Below are 15,666 nucleotides of genomic sequence, written 5' to 3'. Positions count from 1 at the left end.
AGACAACTCTCGGGCGCTCCGGGCGTAAGATAGGCGCGTTCCCCCACGACGCCGTCAAGGTTCTGCGCATGTCCCTACGGGCTTGGAAACAGCGCCTTTCACGGTGGCAGAAGTGCGGCCTGCTGGGGTTGCTGCTCACGGTAGGCATTGGACTGCCCGCCCGTGCCCAGAGCGCTCTGGTAACAATTGACGTGCAGAACGTCCCGTTGGCTGAAGCGCTTCGGCAACTGGAGGCGCAAACAGGCATCCGGCTGGTTTATGCCCAGCGGCTGATTGCGCATCAACGCAGCTCTTGCCGGTATCAGGGTGACCGAATAGAGGAAGCGCTGGCCTGCCTGCTGCAGGGCACAAGTCTTCGGGCGCGACGCATCCGCGCAGGACAGTATGTGCTGGTGGCAACACGGGCATCTCGGCGAAGCTGGGGACCGGCAACAGGGTTGCTCTCAGGCTTTGTGCTGGATGCCCAGACAGGGGAGGTGCTGCCCGGTGCGCATGTATATCTGCCGGATCTGCGGCGAGGCGCTATCACCAATGCGGCGGGCTATTTTGCGCTGCCAACCCTTGCCCGCGCGTTTTATCGCGTGCGCGTCTCTTACCTGGGATATGCCGCTCTCGACACCATACTCTGGGCTGGAGGAGAGCCGCAGACGCTGTGGCTTCAGCCGGTTACGCTGGGCATCGGGGTGGTGCGCATTGATGCCAGCCGGTTGCCGTTGGAAGAGCAAGCCGCGACAACCGGAACGTTCACGTTGCCCGTTCCCTACCTGGAACGCTTACCGTCATTTCCCGGAGAACAGGATCTTTTTCAGGTGTTGCAGTGGCTGCCAGGCGTGCAGCGTTCGGGTGAAGTCAGCGGGGGGCTGCTGGTTCAGGGAGGGACGCCGGATCAGAATCTCTACCTGTTGGATGGGGCACCGATCTACCATCCCTGGCATGCGTTCAGTCTGATCTCGACCTTCCAGACCGAGACCTTCAAGGGCATCCGTTTGTACCAGGGGGCTTTCCCGGCCAGCCATGGGGGACGGCTAAGTGCTGTGCTGGAAGCCGAAATGCGGGATGGTAACCGGGAACAGCCTCGGACGTTGCTGGGACTTAGTCCGCTCAGCGCCCGCTTTATCATCGAAAGCCCGATCACGCAGGGCAGCTCGTTTATGATGGCCGGGCGACGCTCTTATCTGGATCAACTCATCGGACGCGAGCATCCCGTTGAGGATGAAAATGGCCGGCGCGATACGCTGCGCACCGGCTACTATTTCTATGATGTCAGCGCCAAGCTGGCCTATCGTCCTGGCGTGCGCCACCGGCTTTCGCTCAGCTACTATGAGGGAGGAGACGACCTGGACCTGCGCCTGCCCTTTGATTTCTCCCTGGATTTTTCGTCGTGGCTGCGACCGGCCGATCTGTTTTTTGAGGTGGATCAACGCTGGGGGAATCGACTGATCAGCTTTCGCTACCAGTATCTACCCACACGGCGTTTTTTTGTAAGCACAGTGGCTTATCTGTCCGGTTATCGCGCACGCGAAGCCTTTTTCGTAAAGCCTACCGGAAGTGCAGCTGTAGCCTCGCGTTACACCGTGCATCTGGAAGATGTAGGCGTTCGAGTAGAAGCCAACCATTATGCGACGCTAACCCATGAGACCCAACTGGGCGTGCAACTGGTGCGCCGCACATTTCGCAGCACCCTGAACGCGCGGGTGCAACGAGCGCCCCGCGCCGTCGATACCCTGGTGCAGCGGAGTCGGCAGCAGGCCCTGGAGGCAACGCTGTACGCGCAGCACGTGTGGCGTCCTACAACGCGCTGGGAAGGACAGGTGGGCTTGCGGCTCAGCCGATTTGAGGCGTTAGCGGTAGAATGGGAGCCCCGGCTGTCGATGCGGTACAGTCTGAGTCCCGATCAGGTGGTGCTGCGCATAAGCATTGGACGCTACGTGCAGTATCTACACCAGTTGCGGGATCGGTTTTCCTACGTGTATGATGTGGTCTCAACGCGCTGGATACCGGCCGGAGCTGGCGTGCGACCGGCTGTTGCCTGGCAGGGAGCAACCGAACTGGAAGCCCGACCGCATCCCTGGCTGACGCTGCGCACGCAGCTTTACTACCGACGACAGCGCTATACGCTCTTGCCTCAGGATGTGTATCAGACCAAAGATGGCCTGGAAGGCCCCGGGATTGAGACTGGCGTATTGCTCGGGCAGTACACGCCCGCGCAAGCTCGTGCCTTTGGCATTGAAGCGTTGGTACGGATCGATCGTGATCCCTGGCAGCTCTGGGTAAGCTATCGCGGCGGGCGCTCGCTGAACCGCGCGCCAGCGCTGGGTGAGCAGCGCGATCGACCCGCCCGTTTCGACGTGCCCAAAGCCCTGAACGCCTTCATACGCTACACGCGCTCTCGCTGGGAAGTAATGCTGGCTGGCGAGCTGCGCAGCGGCTATCCGACCACCGTACCGGTAGCCCGCTATGAGCTGAGCGACCCGCTCGAGCCAGACCCCATCAGCTATCTCTATCGCCCGGACATTAACAATGGGCGGTTGCCCCCCTACTGGCGCGTCGATGCGCGGGTAGCGTACCGCTTTGGATGGCTGGGCGCGCGTTGGGAGGTGGAGTTGTACGTGTACAATCTGTTTAACCACCGCAATGTAATTGACCGACGCTATGAACCAACGCCCACAGGCGTGCGCGTTATCGACCGACGGGGCCTCCCGCTGCTTCCACTGCTGGAACTTCAGATGGAGTTATGAAGGGACGAATCGGGTTGCTTCTCCTAATAGGATGGGCAGTAGGCTGTGATACGGTAGTGCCAGGCGCCGAGCCGGTGCTGGTCGTAGAAGCTTTTCTGGAGACAGGAGCCCCTCCCCCGGCCATTCGGCTGCGCCAGACCGGTCCGTTGACAGGCCCCTACGATCCCGACGGAGCTCAGGCCGTAACAGATGCCCGGGTAACCCTGGCGCTCGATACGTTGTATATCTCGTACCGTCCTGATCCTGCAGCGCCTGGCTATTACCGGCCCGAACGCCTGGATTTAATTTTGCCGCCGCAGATGTCCTTTGTTCTGGAGATCCAGTGGCGCGGCCTGCGGATCTATGCGCGCGATGCCCTTCCTCCGCCAATCCAGATCGACAGCGTGCAGGTATCCTTTCCTGACGTACCGGTGCCTGCTGTATTACTTGATTCGCTGGTCTTAAACGACTCGCTGGCTATCGGTGCCCGTAAGGGCTATCTGTATCCCGTCGAGGTAACGCTCTGGTGGCACGCGCCTGACGCGCCAGACAGCAGCTACTGGGTTCGGCCTCACCTGCAGCCGGCCGTACCTTTTTCGTCCGTCGTGGTGGATTTATTTCTGCGAACTGAACAGGTGCTGTTGGAGCAGCAGAGTGCTCGGGAGCCCGATGGACGCCGGCGCTGGACTGGTGTCTATGCTGTGCCGGTCGATTCGGCGCAGGCGCCTTTGCCAGCGCACACGTTGCGGGTAGCGCTGCTGCGGAGCGGGCAGGCCTACGCCCGATTTGCAGCCACCCGCGAATCTCCGGAACGTAGAGAGCCCGTTTCCAACGTAGTAGGAGGGCTGGGGATTGTAGCAGGAATTGCACTGGACTCGCTTCGATTGACGGTGGCCCCATGAGCACGCATGCCTTACAACCAGCAGACCCCCCGGTTTTTCGAGAGGGCGTTGTGACCCGCCTGCAAGCGCAAGCGCACAATCCGGAGCGCATATCTATCTTTCTTGACGGAATGTTCTGGATGGGGGTGCATCGCGACGTGCTGCACCATCATGCTGTGTGCGAAGGGCAGGTACTACCGGTTACGGTGCAGCGGGCGATTTACCAGTCCGAGCTGGCGCGGCAGGCCCGGAGTATAGCGCTCCGCTACCTGGAACGTCGGCAGCGAACCGTTCAGGAAGTGCGCCGACGGTTGGAACGAGCAGGCTTTTCAGAGGAGATCGTCGAGCAGGTAATAGCCGAACTGAAAGCGCAGCGCTATCTGGACGATCTGCGCTATGCCCAGGCTTATGTAGAAGAACGGCTGGCCGGGAAGGGGTACGGCCCCCGCTGGCTCCGGCACGAGCTGTATCGCCGCGGCGTGCCGTCCGCCGTGGTGGAAACCGCGCTGGCGTCCGTGCTGGCCAGGACCAGTCCCCTGGAAGTGGCTCGTCCGCTGGCGCAACGCCGATGGCAACTGCTGCGCCGGCAAGAGCCCGACCGAAAGAAGCGTCAGCAAAAGCTCGTTGCTTTTTTGCTTCGAAGAGGATTTTCGTCCGAAATTGCTTATATGCTGCTACGCGAGCTGAACTGAGCCATGCACCAGGGAGAATCAGATGCTCCGATTGAGCAGGCAGCTCCTGTCTCGGCCTGGCAATATCTGACGCGTCACTGGCTGGGACGGCTGGTAATGGGGCTGGTATTGCTGGGGGTAGCGGTCTGGATGGTCAGTTACTTTACCAATCTGATTGTCTATCTAACGGTCGGATTGGTACTGGCTTATTTATTGCGTCCCATTGTGGACCTATTGCAGCGGGTGGGGCTGGGGCGGGTACCTGCCATTTTGTTGACGCTCCTGCTGGTGACGGGCCTTCTCAGTCTGGCGTTCACGTCGCTGGTACCTTTTCTGGCTCGTCAGCTTGCTGAGCTTTCGCAGCTCATCTCGCTGGCCTCGCTGCAGGGAGCGATTACGCAGTTTGAGCAGTGGTTGGCGCGCTTTTTCCCCATACAGCCGGGCACGTTGATGAATGCATTGCAGCAGGGCTTTGAAACCCTGATTCGCGAGCGCCAATTAGCCAGCACCATCGGTTCTGTGCTTGATCTGTTTACCAATCTGTTCTATGCCGTGCTTGTCATTCCTTTTGTGACGTTCTTTGCGCTTAAGGATGGCACGCGGCTGCGGCGCTCTCTGCTCAGGCTTGTCCCGAACCGCTACTTTGAGTTGACCCTGGCCGTGCTGGATAAGCTGGGTGCCAATGTAGGCCGTTACTTTCGGGCGTTGCTCTTGCAGAGTCTTTCTGTAGCGACACTGGCCAGTGTGTTGCTTTCGCTAGTCGGACTGCGGTTTGCAGTAGCGGTTGGGCTTTTCACGGGCATTGCCAACACCATTCCCTATTTTGGACCCCTCATGGGCTTTTTAGCCGGCACCCTGGTAGGCATTGCCCAGACCGGCGATTTTTCTCTGGTACCCGAAATACTTGTGGCCATGGGGCTGACGCAGATTGCAGACAACGTGTTGTTTCAGCCACTGATTTTCTCGCGGGCTGCGCGGGCCCACCCTCTGATTATCCTGTTTGCGGTGCTGGTAGGGGCGCAACTCGCTGGCATTATTGGTATGCTCCTGGCTATTCCGCTTCTGACCATCCTGCGCGTGACGGCAGAGCAAATCCGGTGGAGCGTACGTAACTATCGCATTCTAAACGCATCAGCCCGATGACGCAGCAGGGCCTGGAGAAAGCAGATTGGAGGCTGGCGCTGGCCGGGCTGATCGGGCTGGTGCTGGGGGTGTGGCTGCTGCCGCGCCAGCATCCCGACAGCGTCCTCGGGCGCGTACTGTCGGCCGAGGACGCCCGGCACCAGGCGATTCAATTTCTGCAACGCCGAGGATATCGGGCCGACACAACACAAGCGGTGGCAACGCTTCGACGCGCAACCGATCTGTTGCACCGCTGGCAGGAGCGATGGGGACGGCCAGCACTGGTGCAGCAGCTCAATGCCATGCCCTGGCTGCCCGCTTACCGGTGGGTGGTATATCGTCCAGCTCATGAAGCAGACGGCCAGTCCTGGCAGGTCGTGCTGGCCGGAGATGGAACGATCTGGGCATTCCGAGGGCCCGAGGAAGCTTCAGGAGCAGACCCGGATGCCCTCTCCGCAGCCGGTATTGAAGCCACGGCGTTTGATCCGTCGGCTTTCAAGGAGGCAGGTTGGTCTGATACATCCTCGTCTGAGATGCCAGCGCAGCCCGGACCGGCAGCGGCTGTCGCGCTGGCCCGCTATCACCTGCACCATACGATAGGGGCTGCGCTGGCGCTGCAGCCTGACTCGGTTGGATTGCTAGCAACAGCAGGACCATCCCGCCAGGCCCTGGTACGATTCCGGGGGCAGGCGCCTACAGGCGATACCGTGACCGTGGAAGTTGTTGTGTCGGTAACCGGTCAGTTGCGGTCGCTGGAGGTGCAGTGGGCGGGACTACGGATGCCTGAGGCTGTGCCGTTTGGCGAAGGCACCTCGCCGCGAAGCGACGCGGGGTTTACCGTGCATGAGATTCAGGAGCTGCTGACGGTGCTGACCTATGTGCTGCTTGGCATCTGGTTGCTCGTCGTGTTTTTACGGCGATTGCACCGCCGCCTGCTGGACACGCAGGGACCGTTGCGCGATGCAGTCGTGGGAGGACTGGCTTTTGCCATGGCTACGCTGGCGGCTGCGTTACCTGGACTGATGCAGATCCCCAACCCCTGGGTGCGGGGGATGATTCTGCTGTTTTCAGCCTTGATTGTGGGCGTGTTCAGTGCGGTTACCGTGTTTCTGGCAGGCAGCACGTCCGATGCGTTGGCCCGGGATCGCTGGCCGGAAAAACTGGCTGCGTTGACGCTGCTGCGGCGAGGGCAAATCCGAAACATGGTGGTTGGAGCAGCCCTGCTGCGCGGTATTGCACTGGGCGGCATGCTGCTGGGGATAACGGCTGTGTTGCTCTGGCTCTGGCCTCGGGCTGCGTTGCGCCTGGAAGCGAATGCGTGGACCATGCCATGGCCCGGAGGGCAGGCGGTCGTATGGCTGGGGTCTTCTGTGTGGCTGGGGATGCTCTTGACCTATGTAATATTAGCCGTTGGGTCGTGGCTGCCCTGGCGTGATTTTGTCCGAAGCGTGGGCATGCTGACGCTTTTGCTCCTGCTGGTGAGCGTCAGCACGGTCGAGTTGGAGCAAATGGCGCTAGAGCTAGGGCTGCATGCGTTGTGGGGCGTAGTGCTGGGGTGGGCGTTCTGGCGCTACGAACCTGTCTGCTGTGGCGTAGGAGTGGTCACCGCCTGGCTGTTGTGGCAGAGTGCGTCCGGGTGGATGGGATGGGGAGGACCGTTTATGGGAGATGCCTGGCTGGTCTGGGGCGTGCTGGGATTCGGCGCTGCCCTCGGGTTGGTTGGACTCCGCAGCCAGCGCTCTGAGAAAGAGCTGCCGCGCTACATTCCTGCCTATTTGAAAGAGCTGGCCCGTCAGGAACGGCTGGAGCGGGAGCTAGAGATCGCACGGCAGGCGCAGGCGTCGTTGCTGCCTCGGGCATTGCCAGAGGTGCCGGGCGTTACGATGGCAGCGCTCTGCCAGCCAGCCTATGAAGTGGGAGGGGACTACTACGACGTGTTCGCATTGCCGGACGGACGCCTGGCTGTTGTGGTGGGAGATGTCAGCGGCAAAGGCATTCAGGCCGCTTTCTTTATGACCCTTATCAAGGGACATGTGCGGGCGCTCAGTCTTTCTGTACGGGATCCAGTTCGTATTCTTGCCCACCTGAATCAACTTTTTCGCGAACAGGCGCCTCGAGGAGTATTCGTGACGATGATTTATGGGGTGCTGGATCCCCGGGCTCGCACGTTTACCATGGCGCGGGCCGGACATCCACCGGTGTTGCACTATCAGGCCCTGAAAGATCGGGTGCAGTGCCATCGGCCTCCTGGTATGGGGATCGGGCTGGCCAGCACCTCATGGTTTCAGGCAACCATAGAAGGCTGCACGCTGCACCTGGAGCCAGGAGACCGGATATTGCTATACACAGATGGGCTTCCAGAAATAGCCGGCGCTCCTGCAGAGCGTTGGGGCACCGAACGCCTGCAACAATGGCTGATTCAGAGCAGCCGTCAGCAACAGACGCCAGAGCAGGCTCTGGCTTCCTTACACAGCCAGCTCCAACAGTTCGCCCAGACCAGGGAACTGGCAGACGACCTGACAGCTATCCTGCTGGAGATAAACGCAAACCCATGATGGCGCATTCCGAAGTATCGCTGCAGGCGGCGCTGGACTGGCTGAAACCGCGGCTGCGGGAAACCCCTGAGGTCGCGCTGATTCTGGGATCCGGTCTGGGCGCGTTGGCTGAATCGGTAAGCGCGGCGATTGAGGTGCCGGTGCAGGAGATTCCGGGATATCCGACGCCAACCGTATCCGGACATGCGGGTCGACTGGTGTTTGGGCGACTGGAAGGATGCCGGGTCGTCGTGCTACAGGGCCGGTTGCATTGCTATGAGGGCTATCCTCCTCAGACAGTTACGCTGCCGGTTCGTCTGGTGCACGCGCTCGGCGCTCGATCTCTCATTGTGACCAACGCCGCCGGCGGGTTAAATCCACATTTTCGGCCCGGCATGCTCATGCTGATTGCTGATCATATCAATGCTGCTTTTCGCAATCCGCTGGTAGGCCAGCTTGATGACTCGTGTTTGCACATGCGTGGTGCGCCCGACATGGCCCAACCCTATGATCTATCCTGGCTTGCAATCGCCGAAGCGGTCGCCTTACGCCTGGGCATACCCATCCGGCGCGGTGTTTATCTGTGGACCTTAGGTCCGAGCTATGAGACAAAAGCAGAGATCCGCATGTATCGGCGGATGGGAGCCGATGCAGTAGGGATGAGTACGGTGCCCGAAGTGCTTCAGGCCCGCAAGCTTGGCATGAAGGTGCTGGGCATCTCTACAATCACCAACATGGCAGCCGGCCTGCATTCAGGTCCGCTTACGCATGAAGAAGTACTGCAGGTAGGACTGCAAGTGCGCAATCAACTGGAACGATTGATTCGAGGCATCTTGTATCAACAATCTGCAAAGAAATTTTAGAATTGCCCTGTGCTTAAACAAAAAATCAGGTAGGGCATTGAGTTTTTGAGGATTTCTTTGCATATTTAGGGCCGATCGGTTCTTCCCTCAGGGGGAAGGGCCGAAATGGAGGAAGTATGTATGTCTGTGAAGCAGCGAAGGGACGTTCATGAGCTACGAACAACACACTTACCAGGGAGCGGCTTCGGACGAATACAACGCCATGCGGGATCAACGTGCGCCGCAGGAGGGCCGGCATTATCGTGAAGAGGTGTATTCCAAGCGGGTGCCGGCCGGTAAGCGTACCTACTTTTTTGACGTGAAGCCCACGCGCTCCGGTGACGATTACTTTATCACCATTACCGAGAGCAAGCGCATCGACGATCACCGTTACGAGAAGCACAAAATCTTCCTGTACAAGGAGGATTTCGGCAAGTTCATCGCTGCCATTCACGAGGTGGTGCAGCATATTCGCGAGGAATATCTGCCAGATTACGACTTCAAAGATTTACCTGAACTGCCGCTGGCACCGCGGCGCTCCCAGGATAACGAGAAAGCCGGTTAAGGTAGAAAACCTGCGTGCATCATAGACAAAAAGCCGGCATTGCCGGCTTTTTGTTTTGTAGCAAGTTGCTGGAGGCTATGGAGCTGCTTCCCATTGTTTCTTATGAAAAGCGGGAGGAGCGTCTTGCTGCGCTCTGGAGACGTGGTAGTCTGTTCGATCCGGAAATTGAGTCAGCAGTGCAGGAAATCCTGCACCAGGTGCAGCAACGGGGCGATGCTGCGCTGCTGGAGCTGACAGAGCAGTTTGATGGCGTGCGGCCTGCGGCACTGCGAGTGTCGGAGGAGGAGCTGGCAGCCGCCTTTGCAGCCATGGATGCGGACCTCAAAGCTATCATGGCCGAGGCCGCCGATAACATTCGCCGTTTCCATGAACGGCAACGCCGCACCTCGTGGTTTGTCGAAGAGGAGGACGGGGTGGTGCTGGGGCAGCGCATCGTGCCGCTGGAGCGGGTAGGACTCTATGTGCCCGGTGGGCGCGCCTGCTACCCGTCCAGCTTGTTGATGAATGCCATTCCGGCGCAGGTAGCCGGCGTGCCTGAGCTCCACCTGGTGTCGCCGCCAGGCCCTTCCGGACGCCCCCATCCCCTTGTGCTCGCTACGGCCTATTTCCTGGGCATTCGTCACGTATATGCCGTGGGAGGAGCCCAGGCGATTGCAGCCCTGGCTTTCGGGACTGAGACAATCCCGTCGGTCGATAAAATCGTTGGACCGGGAAATGTATACGTCGCATTGGCCAAAAAAATGGTTTTCGGCCGCGTAGACATTGATGCCGTGGCCGGTCCCAGTGAGATTGTTGTGCTGGCAGATGATACGGCTGATCCGGAGTTTGTCGCCGCTGATCTGCTTTCGCAGGCCGAGCATGATGAGCGGGCCTCGGCTGTACTGGTTACGCCTCATACGCTCCTGGCCGAAGCGGTTCGCGCACAGGTGCAGCGCATGGTGGCCACGGCCCCTCGCCGAGCCATCCTGGAGGCCTCGCTGGCGCGCTATGGCGCCTGCATCGTAACGCCCTCAATGCGCGAAGCATATGCCGTGGTGAACGAGCTGGCCCCGGAGCATCTGGAACTGATGGTGCGTGATCCCTGGGCAGCGCTGCCGCACATTCGCCATGCTGGCGCTATTTTCCTGGGGCCTTTCTCCACCGAACCGGTAGGCGACTACTTTGCGGGCCCCAATCACGTGTTGCCTACTGGAGGCACGGCCCGCTACGCTTCAGCGCTGAGCGTTGACGACTTCGTGCGCAGCCAGTCGATCATTGCCTATACGGCAGAGCGGCTGCAGCAGACCGGCCCACGCATCATGCGCTTTGCCGAGGCCGAAGAACTGCCCGCTCATGCCCAGGCTGTAGCCGTTCGACTGGCGCGTCTGGTGGAACAAGAACTAGGTTCCATGGTGCGTTCCTCTGAGTAAAACCGAAAGGCTGTGGATGATTTCGGTAGCTGACGCTCTGGAACAGGCCCTGGCCGCTATCCGACCGGCTGTGCGCCAGGGTAAACCGTACGTGGTCGGTACGCCGCCTGAGGCCCCCATCAAACTGAATCAGAACGAAAGCCCCTGGGATTTGCCGGAGCCGCTCAAACGGGAGCTACTGGAAGCGTTCTTTGCGTTGCCGTTCAACCGGTACCCCGCGGAGCACCCAGAACGCCTCCGCCGAGCGCTTGCCGAGTACATAGATTGGCCTCCGGAAGGCATTATCGTAGGCAATGGCTCAAACGAGCTGGCCTTTACGGTGGGGCTTGCCGTCATTGACGACGGAACGCCGGTGGTAATGCCCCGGCCTATGTTTTCACTCTATGAAATGATAGTGCGGCTGCACGGCGGACGCATTCACGCAGTGGCGCCGGGCCCGGACCTGCAGTTTGACGTTGCCGGACTGCTGCAGGCTATTGCGCAACACCGACCGGCTCTGGTCATCCTGACCTCGCCCAATAATCCAACCGGACTTGCTATGGATCCCCGGGACATAGAGGCGGTGGTAGCGGCCGCGCCGGGACTGGTGCTGATCGATGAAGCTTATGTGGAATTTGCCGACGGCGTAGGCGCCCGCCCTTTGCTGGATCGCTACCCGAGGGTTCTGCTGCTGCGCACTTTTTCTAAAGCATTTGGGCTGGCTGGACTACGGTTGGGCTATCTGGTCGGCCATCCGGCTGTTGTGCAGGAGCTCTATAAAGCCCGTATTCCTTTCATGGTAGATAGACTCGCTGAAACGGTAGCATTGACCCTGCTCCGCCATCCTGAACTGGTGCAAGCGCGCATTGCTGAAATTAAAGCAGGCGTGCAATGGCTCTATCGGGAACTGGCCGCGCTGCCAGACGTCGAGCCCAGACCATCACAGGCGAACTTTGTAATCTTTCGGACGCCGTTGGAACCCGATGTGCTCCTTGCTCGTCTGGCGAAAAAAGGAATCTTGATTCGTAACATGAGCGGCTACCCCGAGCTGCGCGGGTATGTGCGGGTAAACGCAGGACGGGCAGAGGAGAACCGGGCTTTTGTGGTCGCGTTGAAGAAGGCGCTTGCCGGTGACGAGACCCCGTAGGTGCAGGTCGCGCAGCCGGAGGCCCTTGGGAAGCAGGTTGTTCGACACCTAACCGTTTGCGCGTGCGCGATGGAATTGATCCAGGTTGATATTGTCGGGCTCTCAACCAGTCCTACGAGTGGAGGCGCGTATGCGCTGGTCTTAGGCGAAATCGAAGGCAATCGCCGGCTGCCCATCATCATCGGTGCCTTCGAGGCCCAGGCCATCGCGCTGGAACTTGAAAAGATTCAGCCACCGCGTCCCATGACGCACGACCTGTTGCGCGACCTGTTTGAGGCCGTTGGCGCCGAAGTGCTCAGTGTGGTGATTGATGAGCTGCGTGATGGGACGTTCTACGCCAAGATTCGCTTCGTGCATAACGGTCGGGAGCGGCAACTGGATGCGCGCCCGAGCGATGCGGTGGCACTGGCCGTGCGGGTAGATGCGCCCATCTTCGTGGCACCGGCTGTCATGGAGGAAGCGGGCATTCCTACCGAAGAAGGAACGGGCTTCCCGTTAAGCAGTGAGTCGGTGGAAGAAGAACCGCAGGAAGCCTCGATGTCACGCCTGGAACGCCTGCAACGCATGCTGGAAAAGGCTATTGAGGAGGAGGATTACGAACGCGCTGCCCAGTTGCGCGACGAGATCGCCCGCCTGAAAAAAGAACAGGGGCAGAACTGATACGCCCGCACGTGTTTAGGGGGTGCACAGGAGCGAAGCTTTCCGGTCGGCTGCCGTAAAGCTTCGCTTTTTTCTTTGACAGAGAACCACTACCTATGGAGACCAATCTTCAAGCTTTGCAAAGCGAGCGGGTCCCTCTAAAGGCTCTCCGAAGCCTTACGTCACTGTTCATCACGTATGCTACAGAATACGAATCGCTGGCGACGTTTTATAGCGGCGACTACCGCGATCCTGCAAGGCACCGCCAGCTAGCAGAGCGCGTTGCAAACCATCCGCGGGATAGAAGCACCCTGGTACAGGTATTACAGGAGCAGAATGCCCGGTGGGGACTGGACGAGGCCACGCAGCAGCACATTGACGCATTACGTGAGCCGAACAGTGTAGCGGTCGTTGCCGGGCAGCAAGTAGGTCTGCTGGGAGGACCGCTCTTTACGCTGTACAAAGCATTGACGCTGGGAAAGCTGGCCCGCAGGCTGACCAGTGAGCTGGGGCGTCCTGTGGTACCTGTCTTCTGGTTGGCCGGAGAAGATCATGACTATGAAGAAGTGGCAGCTCTCACGGTGCTCAAGGGGAGCGAGCCCGTCACGCTTCGGCTGGAGCGGCCGGATGCATCCTATGCAGGACCTGTAGGCCGTCTTTTACTACCTGAGACAATCCAAACGCTGCTGGACACACTGGCTGAGCTATTGCCGCCTACTACCTATCAGGCGCCCCTTCTGCAACTGCTTCGCGAAACCTACCGGCCAGGCGTTTCTTTGCTCGATGCTTTTGCGCGCCTGTTGAAACAATGGGTACCGCAAGACCTCGGGCTGGTGTTTATTGACCCGGACGATCCCCGCCTGAAGGCATTGGCACAACCACTCTTCGAAAAGGAGCTGACCGACTGGGAAAGCGCCTATGCGCAGCTTGAATCGGTAAGCCAGAAGCTGGCCGCTTCCTATCACGTGCAGGTGCAGGCGCGACCTGTTCAGTTGTTTCTTCTAGACGATCATCGCCGCATCCCACTTGACGCTACACCCGACGGGTTCCGGCTGCGCGGAGAAGGACGGGGCCTTTCCCGCACCGAGGCCCTGCAACTGCTTGCCAGAGCGCCGGAGCGTTTCAGTCCGGGGGTATTGTTGCGTCCGCTTTACCAGGACTGGCTGTTACCCACGCTCGCTTACGTGGCAGGTCCGGCCGAAATCGCGTACTGGGCCCAGCTCAAACCGCTGTACGAGTGGGCTGGATTGCCAATGCCGCTTGTGTATCCACGCGCCCTGCTGTTGCTAGTAGAACCCCGCATTGCCCGATGGCTCCAGCGCTACCACATGCGCCCGGAAGCTCTGCAGGAGGATCCGGACCGGCTCTTTCACCAGTTGGTGCGGGCTCAGCTTGATGGGGAGCTGGAAGCAGCCTTTAAGGAAGCCCGGCAACAGCTTCGAGCAATGGGCGCGCGCCTTCGGCCACTTGTTGAGCGGGTAGATCCATCACTTGGACCGGCCACGGAAGCCTGGACAACAGGCCTGGAGCATGAATTGGATCGATTCTGGGCGCGCGTGCTAAAGGCAGAAAAACGCCGAGAAGCGACGCTTCGGAATCAACTGGAACGCGCGCGAAACAGCCTCTTTCCTAATGGAATGCTCCAGGAGCGCGTGCTTGCCCCTGTGTACTTTTTAAACAAATACGGACCCGCACTGGTACCGCGTTTGCTCCAGGTACTTTCGCTGGATACTTCGGCCTTGCAGGTGGTCTATCTGTAGGCATGGCAGACAAAAGCGTCGACCGCGTATTGTTCAGCCCCCTGGTAGAGCAGGCTATTGAATTGGCCGCACGCTGGCATGATGGCACCTACCGAAAAAGCCAGTGGCGGCCACCGCTTATGCCTGCACCTGACCCAGAGGATCTGGTACCCGTGCCGGTTATGGCGCATCTGACTGCCGTTGCGCTGCTGGTGGACCGGGCAGGATGGGACGATGTAACGGTAGCTGCTGCCTTCCTGCACGATGCCCTGGAAGACGCAAACCGATATGGCCAGCAACTCCGCTATGACGTGCTGCGGGAGCGTATGGGGGAGGCCGTAGCGCGCCTGGTGCGTGATGTGACCGAGCAAAAGTTTGATGCCCAGGGCCGCTTGCGAAGCTGGGAAGCCCGCAAGGCTGACTATCTGGCCCACCTGCGAACGGCAACGCCGGCCGCTGTCGCTATCAGTCTGGCCGATAAACTACATAACCTGTGGACTATCAACCAGAGCCTGCAGGCCGGCATGGACGTGTTCACCGAAGGACCCGGCCGGCGTGCACTCAGCGCCGGACCGGAAGCCCAACTGCGCTTCCACCAGGCCCTGCTTGAGCTGGCTCAGCAGCATGACGAACCGCGCCTGGTTCCGCTGAAGCAACGTTTGGCGCAAGAAATTGCCCGCTTTGCGCAGTGGATGGCGGCACGCGCTGCATTTTAACAATTCCGTTAAAACCTCTCGGAAACGCTTCCAATCGCTTGGTCGATCAATCCGGCGATTATTCAGTGCTTCACCAACCCTGGTGCAGCCATGCGGAACCGTCTATGGATGCTGAGCCTGTGGATGGCCTTCGTTGGGATCCCCTCCCTTTACGCGCAGCCTGCGCCGACCGTTGGATTCGCAGCCGGGTGGGTGCAGGCCACCTTTTCCGGGAAAGACCTGGGCCGTGCTGCTTATCGAGCAGGTTTTTCGGCCGGTGTGTTTCTGAGCTACCCGCTGGCGAACTGGCTGGCGATTCGGCCTGAGTTCTGGTATGAAATGAAAGGTGGTAAGCAATTAGCCGGTGCCCCGTTCGCTCCCGATGGAGCCAGCGTCCGCATTACCTATACCAGCCTGCCCCTCCTGCTGCAGGTGGCTCCTGGAACCGGTCGGGTTCGCCTGCTTCTGGGACCGCAGTTTTCGGTGCGCCTCAACACCGAAGTGGAAGGGGAAGATGCCGACATGTTCTTTCAGGCGTTTGATGTGGGTGGCGTAGGTGGTCTGGAGGTAGGGCTTCCGGTGCAGCGCGGGCTCATGCAGGAAGTGTTTATCGCCGGACGTTACTATCTGGGACTTACAAAGATTGACCACAGCGGTCCACGGGCTGATGATGTAAAGAACCGGAGCTTTTCCCTGACGCTGGGCGTAGCCTTCCGGTAAAAGACA

13 protein-coding genes are annotated in these 15,666 nt (G+C 59.8%); all 13 read left to right on the top strand.

What is annotated here, in order from left to right; genetic code table 11:
- The first annotated feature begins 68 nt into the window (after positions 1–68).
- The 13 genes from BUA15_RS06700 to BUA15_RS06640 all read left to right on the top strand — a co-directional run bounded on the left by BUA15_RS06700 (position 69) and on the right by BUA15_RS06640 (position 15,660).
- The gene (locus tag BUA15_RS06700; protein WP_072715222.1) at positions 69–2,738 is read left to right on the top strand and encodes a TonB-dependent receptor; all 2,670 of its coding nucleotides are present in this window, start codon (positions 69–71) and stop codon (positions 2,736–2,738) included.
- A complete protein-coding gene (locus BUA15_RS06695) occupies positions 2,735–3,619 on the top strand; it encodes a DUF4249 family protein (RefSeq protein ID WP_072715221.1) in 885 nt (294 codons plus the stop codon). Before BUA15_RS06700 ends, BUA15_RS06695 begins: the two co-directional genes overlap by 4 nt.
- Positions 3,616–4,290 carry a regulatory protein RecX gene (locus BUA15_RS06690; protein ID WP_072715220.1) on the top strand — a complete coding sequence of 225 codons (675 nt, stop codon included), beginning with the start codon at positions 3,616–3,618 and terminating at the stop codon, positions 4,288–4,290. Before BUA15_RS06695 ends, BUA15_RS06690 begins: the two co-directional genes overlap by 4 nt.
- Before the next feature lie 3 nt (positions 4,291–4,293).
- The gene (locus tag BUA15_RS06685) at positions 4,294–5,412 is read left to right on the top strand and encodes an AI-2E family transporter (protein ID WP_072715219.1); all 1,119 of its coding nucleotides are present in this window, start codon (positions 4,294–4,296) and stop codon (positions 5,410–5,412) included.
- A complete protein-coding gene (locus BUA15_RS06680; RefSeq protein ID WP_072715218.1) occupies positions 5,409–7,946 on the top strand; it encodes a PP2C family protein-serine/threonine phosphatase in 2,538 nt (845 codons plus the stop codon). The genes BUA15_RS06685 and BUA15_RS06680 overlap by 4 nt, the downstream gene beginning before the upstream one ends.
- A complete protein-coding gene (locus tag BUA15_RS06675) occupies positions 7,943–8,788 on the top strand; it encodes a purine-nucleoside phosphorylase (protein ID WP_245771954.1) in 846 nt (281 codons plus the stop codon). The genes BUA15_RS06680 and BUA15_RS06675 overlap by 4 nt, the downstream gene beginning before the upstream one ends.
- 148 nt (positions 8,789–8,936) lie before the next feature.
- Positions 8,937–9,332 carry a DUF3276 family protein gene (locus tag BUA15_RS06670; RefSeq protein WP_072715217.1) on the top strand — a complete coding sequence of 132 codons (396 nt, stop codon included), beginning with the start codon at positions 8,937–8,939 and terminating at the stop codon, positions 9,330–9,332.
- 77 nt (positions 9,333–9,409) lie between these two features.
- Positions 9,410–10,741, top strand: a complete 1,332-nt coding sequence (gene hisD, locus BUA15_RS06665) for a histidinol dehydrogenase (RefSeq protein WP_072715460.1) — start codon at positions 9,410–9,412, stop codon at positions 10,739–10,741.
- 16 nt (positions 10,742–10,757) lie between these two features.
- Positions 10,758–11,867 (top strand): histidinol-phosphate transaminase, encoded by a 1,110-nt coding sequence (hisC, locus tag BUA15_RS06660; protein ID WP_072715216.1) that lies wholly within the window; start codon positions 10,758–10,760, stop codon positions 11,865–11,867.
- Positions 11,868–11,936: 69 nt separating this feature from the next.
- Entirely contained in the window at positions 11,937–12,527 is a 591-nt protein-coding gene (locus BUA15_RS06655) for a bifunctional nuclease family protein (RefSeq protein ID WP_072715215.1), read from the top strand.
- A 95-nt stretch (positions 12,528–12,622) separates the two neighbouring features.
- Positions 12,623–14,266: a bacillithiol biosynthesis cysteine-adding enzyme BshC gene (gene bshC, locus BUA15_RS06650; RefSeq protein WP_072715214.1), complete on the top strand. Its 1,644-nt coding sequence runs from the start codon at positions 12,623–12,625 to the stop codon at positions 14,264–14,266.
- A 2-nt stretch (positions 14,267–14,268) separates the two neighbouring features.
- Positions 14,269–14,961 (top strand): HD domain-containing protein, encoded by a 693-nt coding sequence (locus BUA15_RS06645; RefSeq protein WP_072715213.1) that lies wholly within the window; start codon positions 14,269–14,271, stop codon positions 14,959–14,961.
- Positions 14,962–15,051: 90 nt separating this feature from the next.
- Positions 15,052–15,660, top strand: coding sequence for a porin family protein (locus BUA15_RS06640; RefSeq protein WP_084660537.1), 609 nt, complete (start codon positions 15,052–15,054; stop codon positions 15,658–15,660).
- Positions 15,661–15,666: the final 6 nt, after the last annotated feature.

The organism is Rhodothermus profundi (assembly GCF_900142415.1).
In the GTDB taxonomy this organism is placed as follows: domain Bacteria; phylum Bacteroidota; class Rhodothermia; order Rhodothermales; family Rhodothermaceae; genus Rhodothermus; species Rhodothermus profundi.
This window is presented reverse-complemented; position numbering and strand designations above follow the sequence as displayed.

Excerpts from the sequence above, each read along its gene's own strand:
- BUA15_RS06700 (WP_072715222.1), top strand. The coding sequence starts at position 69 with ATGTCCCTACGGGCTTGGAAACAGCGCCTTTCACGGTGGCAGAAGTGC.
- BUA15_RS06695 (WP_072715221.1), top strand. The coding sequence starts at position 2,735 with ATGAAGGGACGAATCGGGTTGCTTCTCCTAATAGGATGGGCAGTAGGC.
- BUA15_RS06690 (WP_072715220.1), top strand. The coding sequence starts at position 3,616 with ATGAGCACGCATGCCTTACAACCAGCAGACCCCCCGGTTTTTCGAGAG.
- BUA15_RS06685 (WP_072715219.1), top strand. The coding sequence starts at position 4,294 with ATGCACCAGGGAGAATCAGATGCTCCGATTGAGCAGGCAGCTCCTGTC.
- BUA15_RS06680 (WP_072715218.1), top strand. The coding sequence starts at position 5,409 with ATGACGCAGCAGGGCCTGGAGAAAGCAGATTGGAGGCTGGCGCTGGCC.
- BUA15_RS06675 (WP_245771954.1), top strand. The coding sequence starts at position 7,943 with ATGATGGCGCATTCCGAAGTATCGCTGCAGGCGGCGCTGGACTGGCTG.
- BUA15_RS06670 (WP_072715217.1), top strand. The coding sequence starts at position 8,937 with ATGAGCTACGAACAACACACTTACCAGGGAGCGGCTTCGGACGAATAC.
- hisD (WP_072715460.1), top strand. The coding sequence starts at position 9,410 with ATGGAGCTGCTTCCCATTGTTTCTTATGAAAAGCGGGAGGAGCGTCTT.
- hisC (WP_072715216.1), top strand. The coding sequence starts at position 10,758 with ATGATTTCGGTAGCTGACGCTCTGGAACAGGCCCTGGCCGCTATCCGA.
- BUA15_RS06655 (WP_072715215.1), top strand. The coding sequence starts at position 11,937 with ATGGAATTGATCCAGGTTGATATTGTCGGGCTCTCAACCAGTCCTACG.
- bshC (WP_072715214.1), top strand. The coding sequence starts at position 12,623 with ATGGAGACCAATCTTCAAGCTTTGCAAAGCGAGCGGGTCCCTCTAAAG.
- BUA15_RS06645 (WP_072715213.1), top strand. The coding sequence starts at position 14,269 with ATGGCAGACAAAAGCGTCGACCGCGTATTGTTCAGCCCCCTGGTAGAG.
- BUA15_RS06640 (WP_084660537.1), top strand. The coding sequence starts at position 15,052 with ATGCGGAACCGTCTATGGATGCTGAGCCTGTGGATGGCCTTCGTTGGG.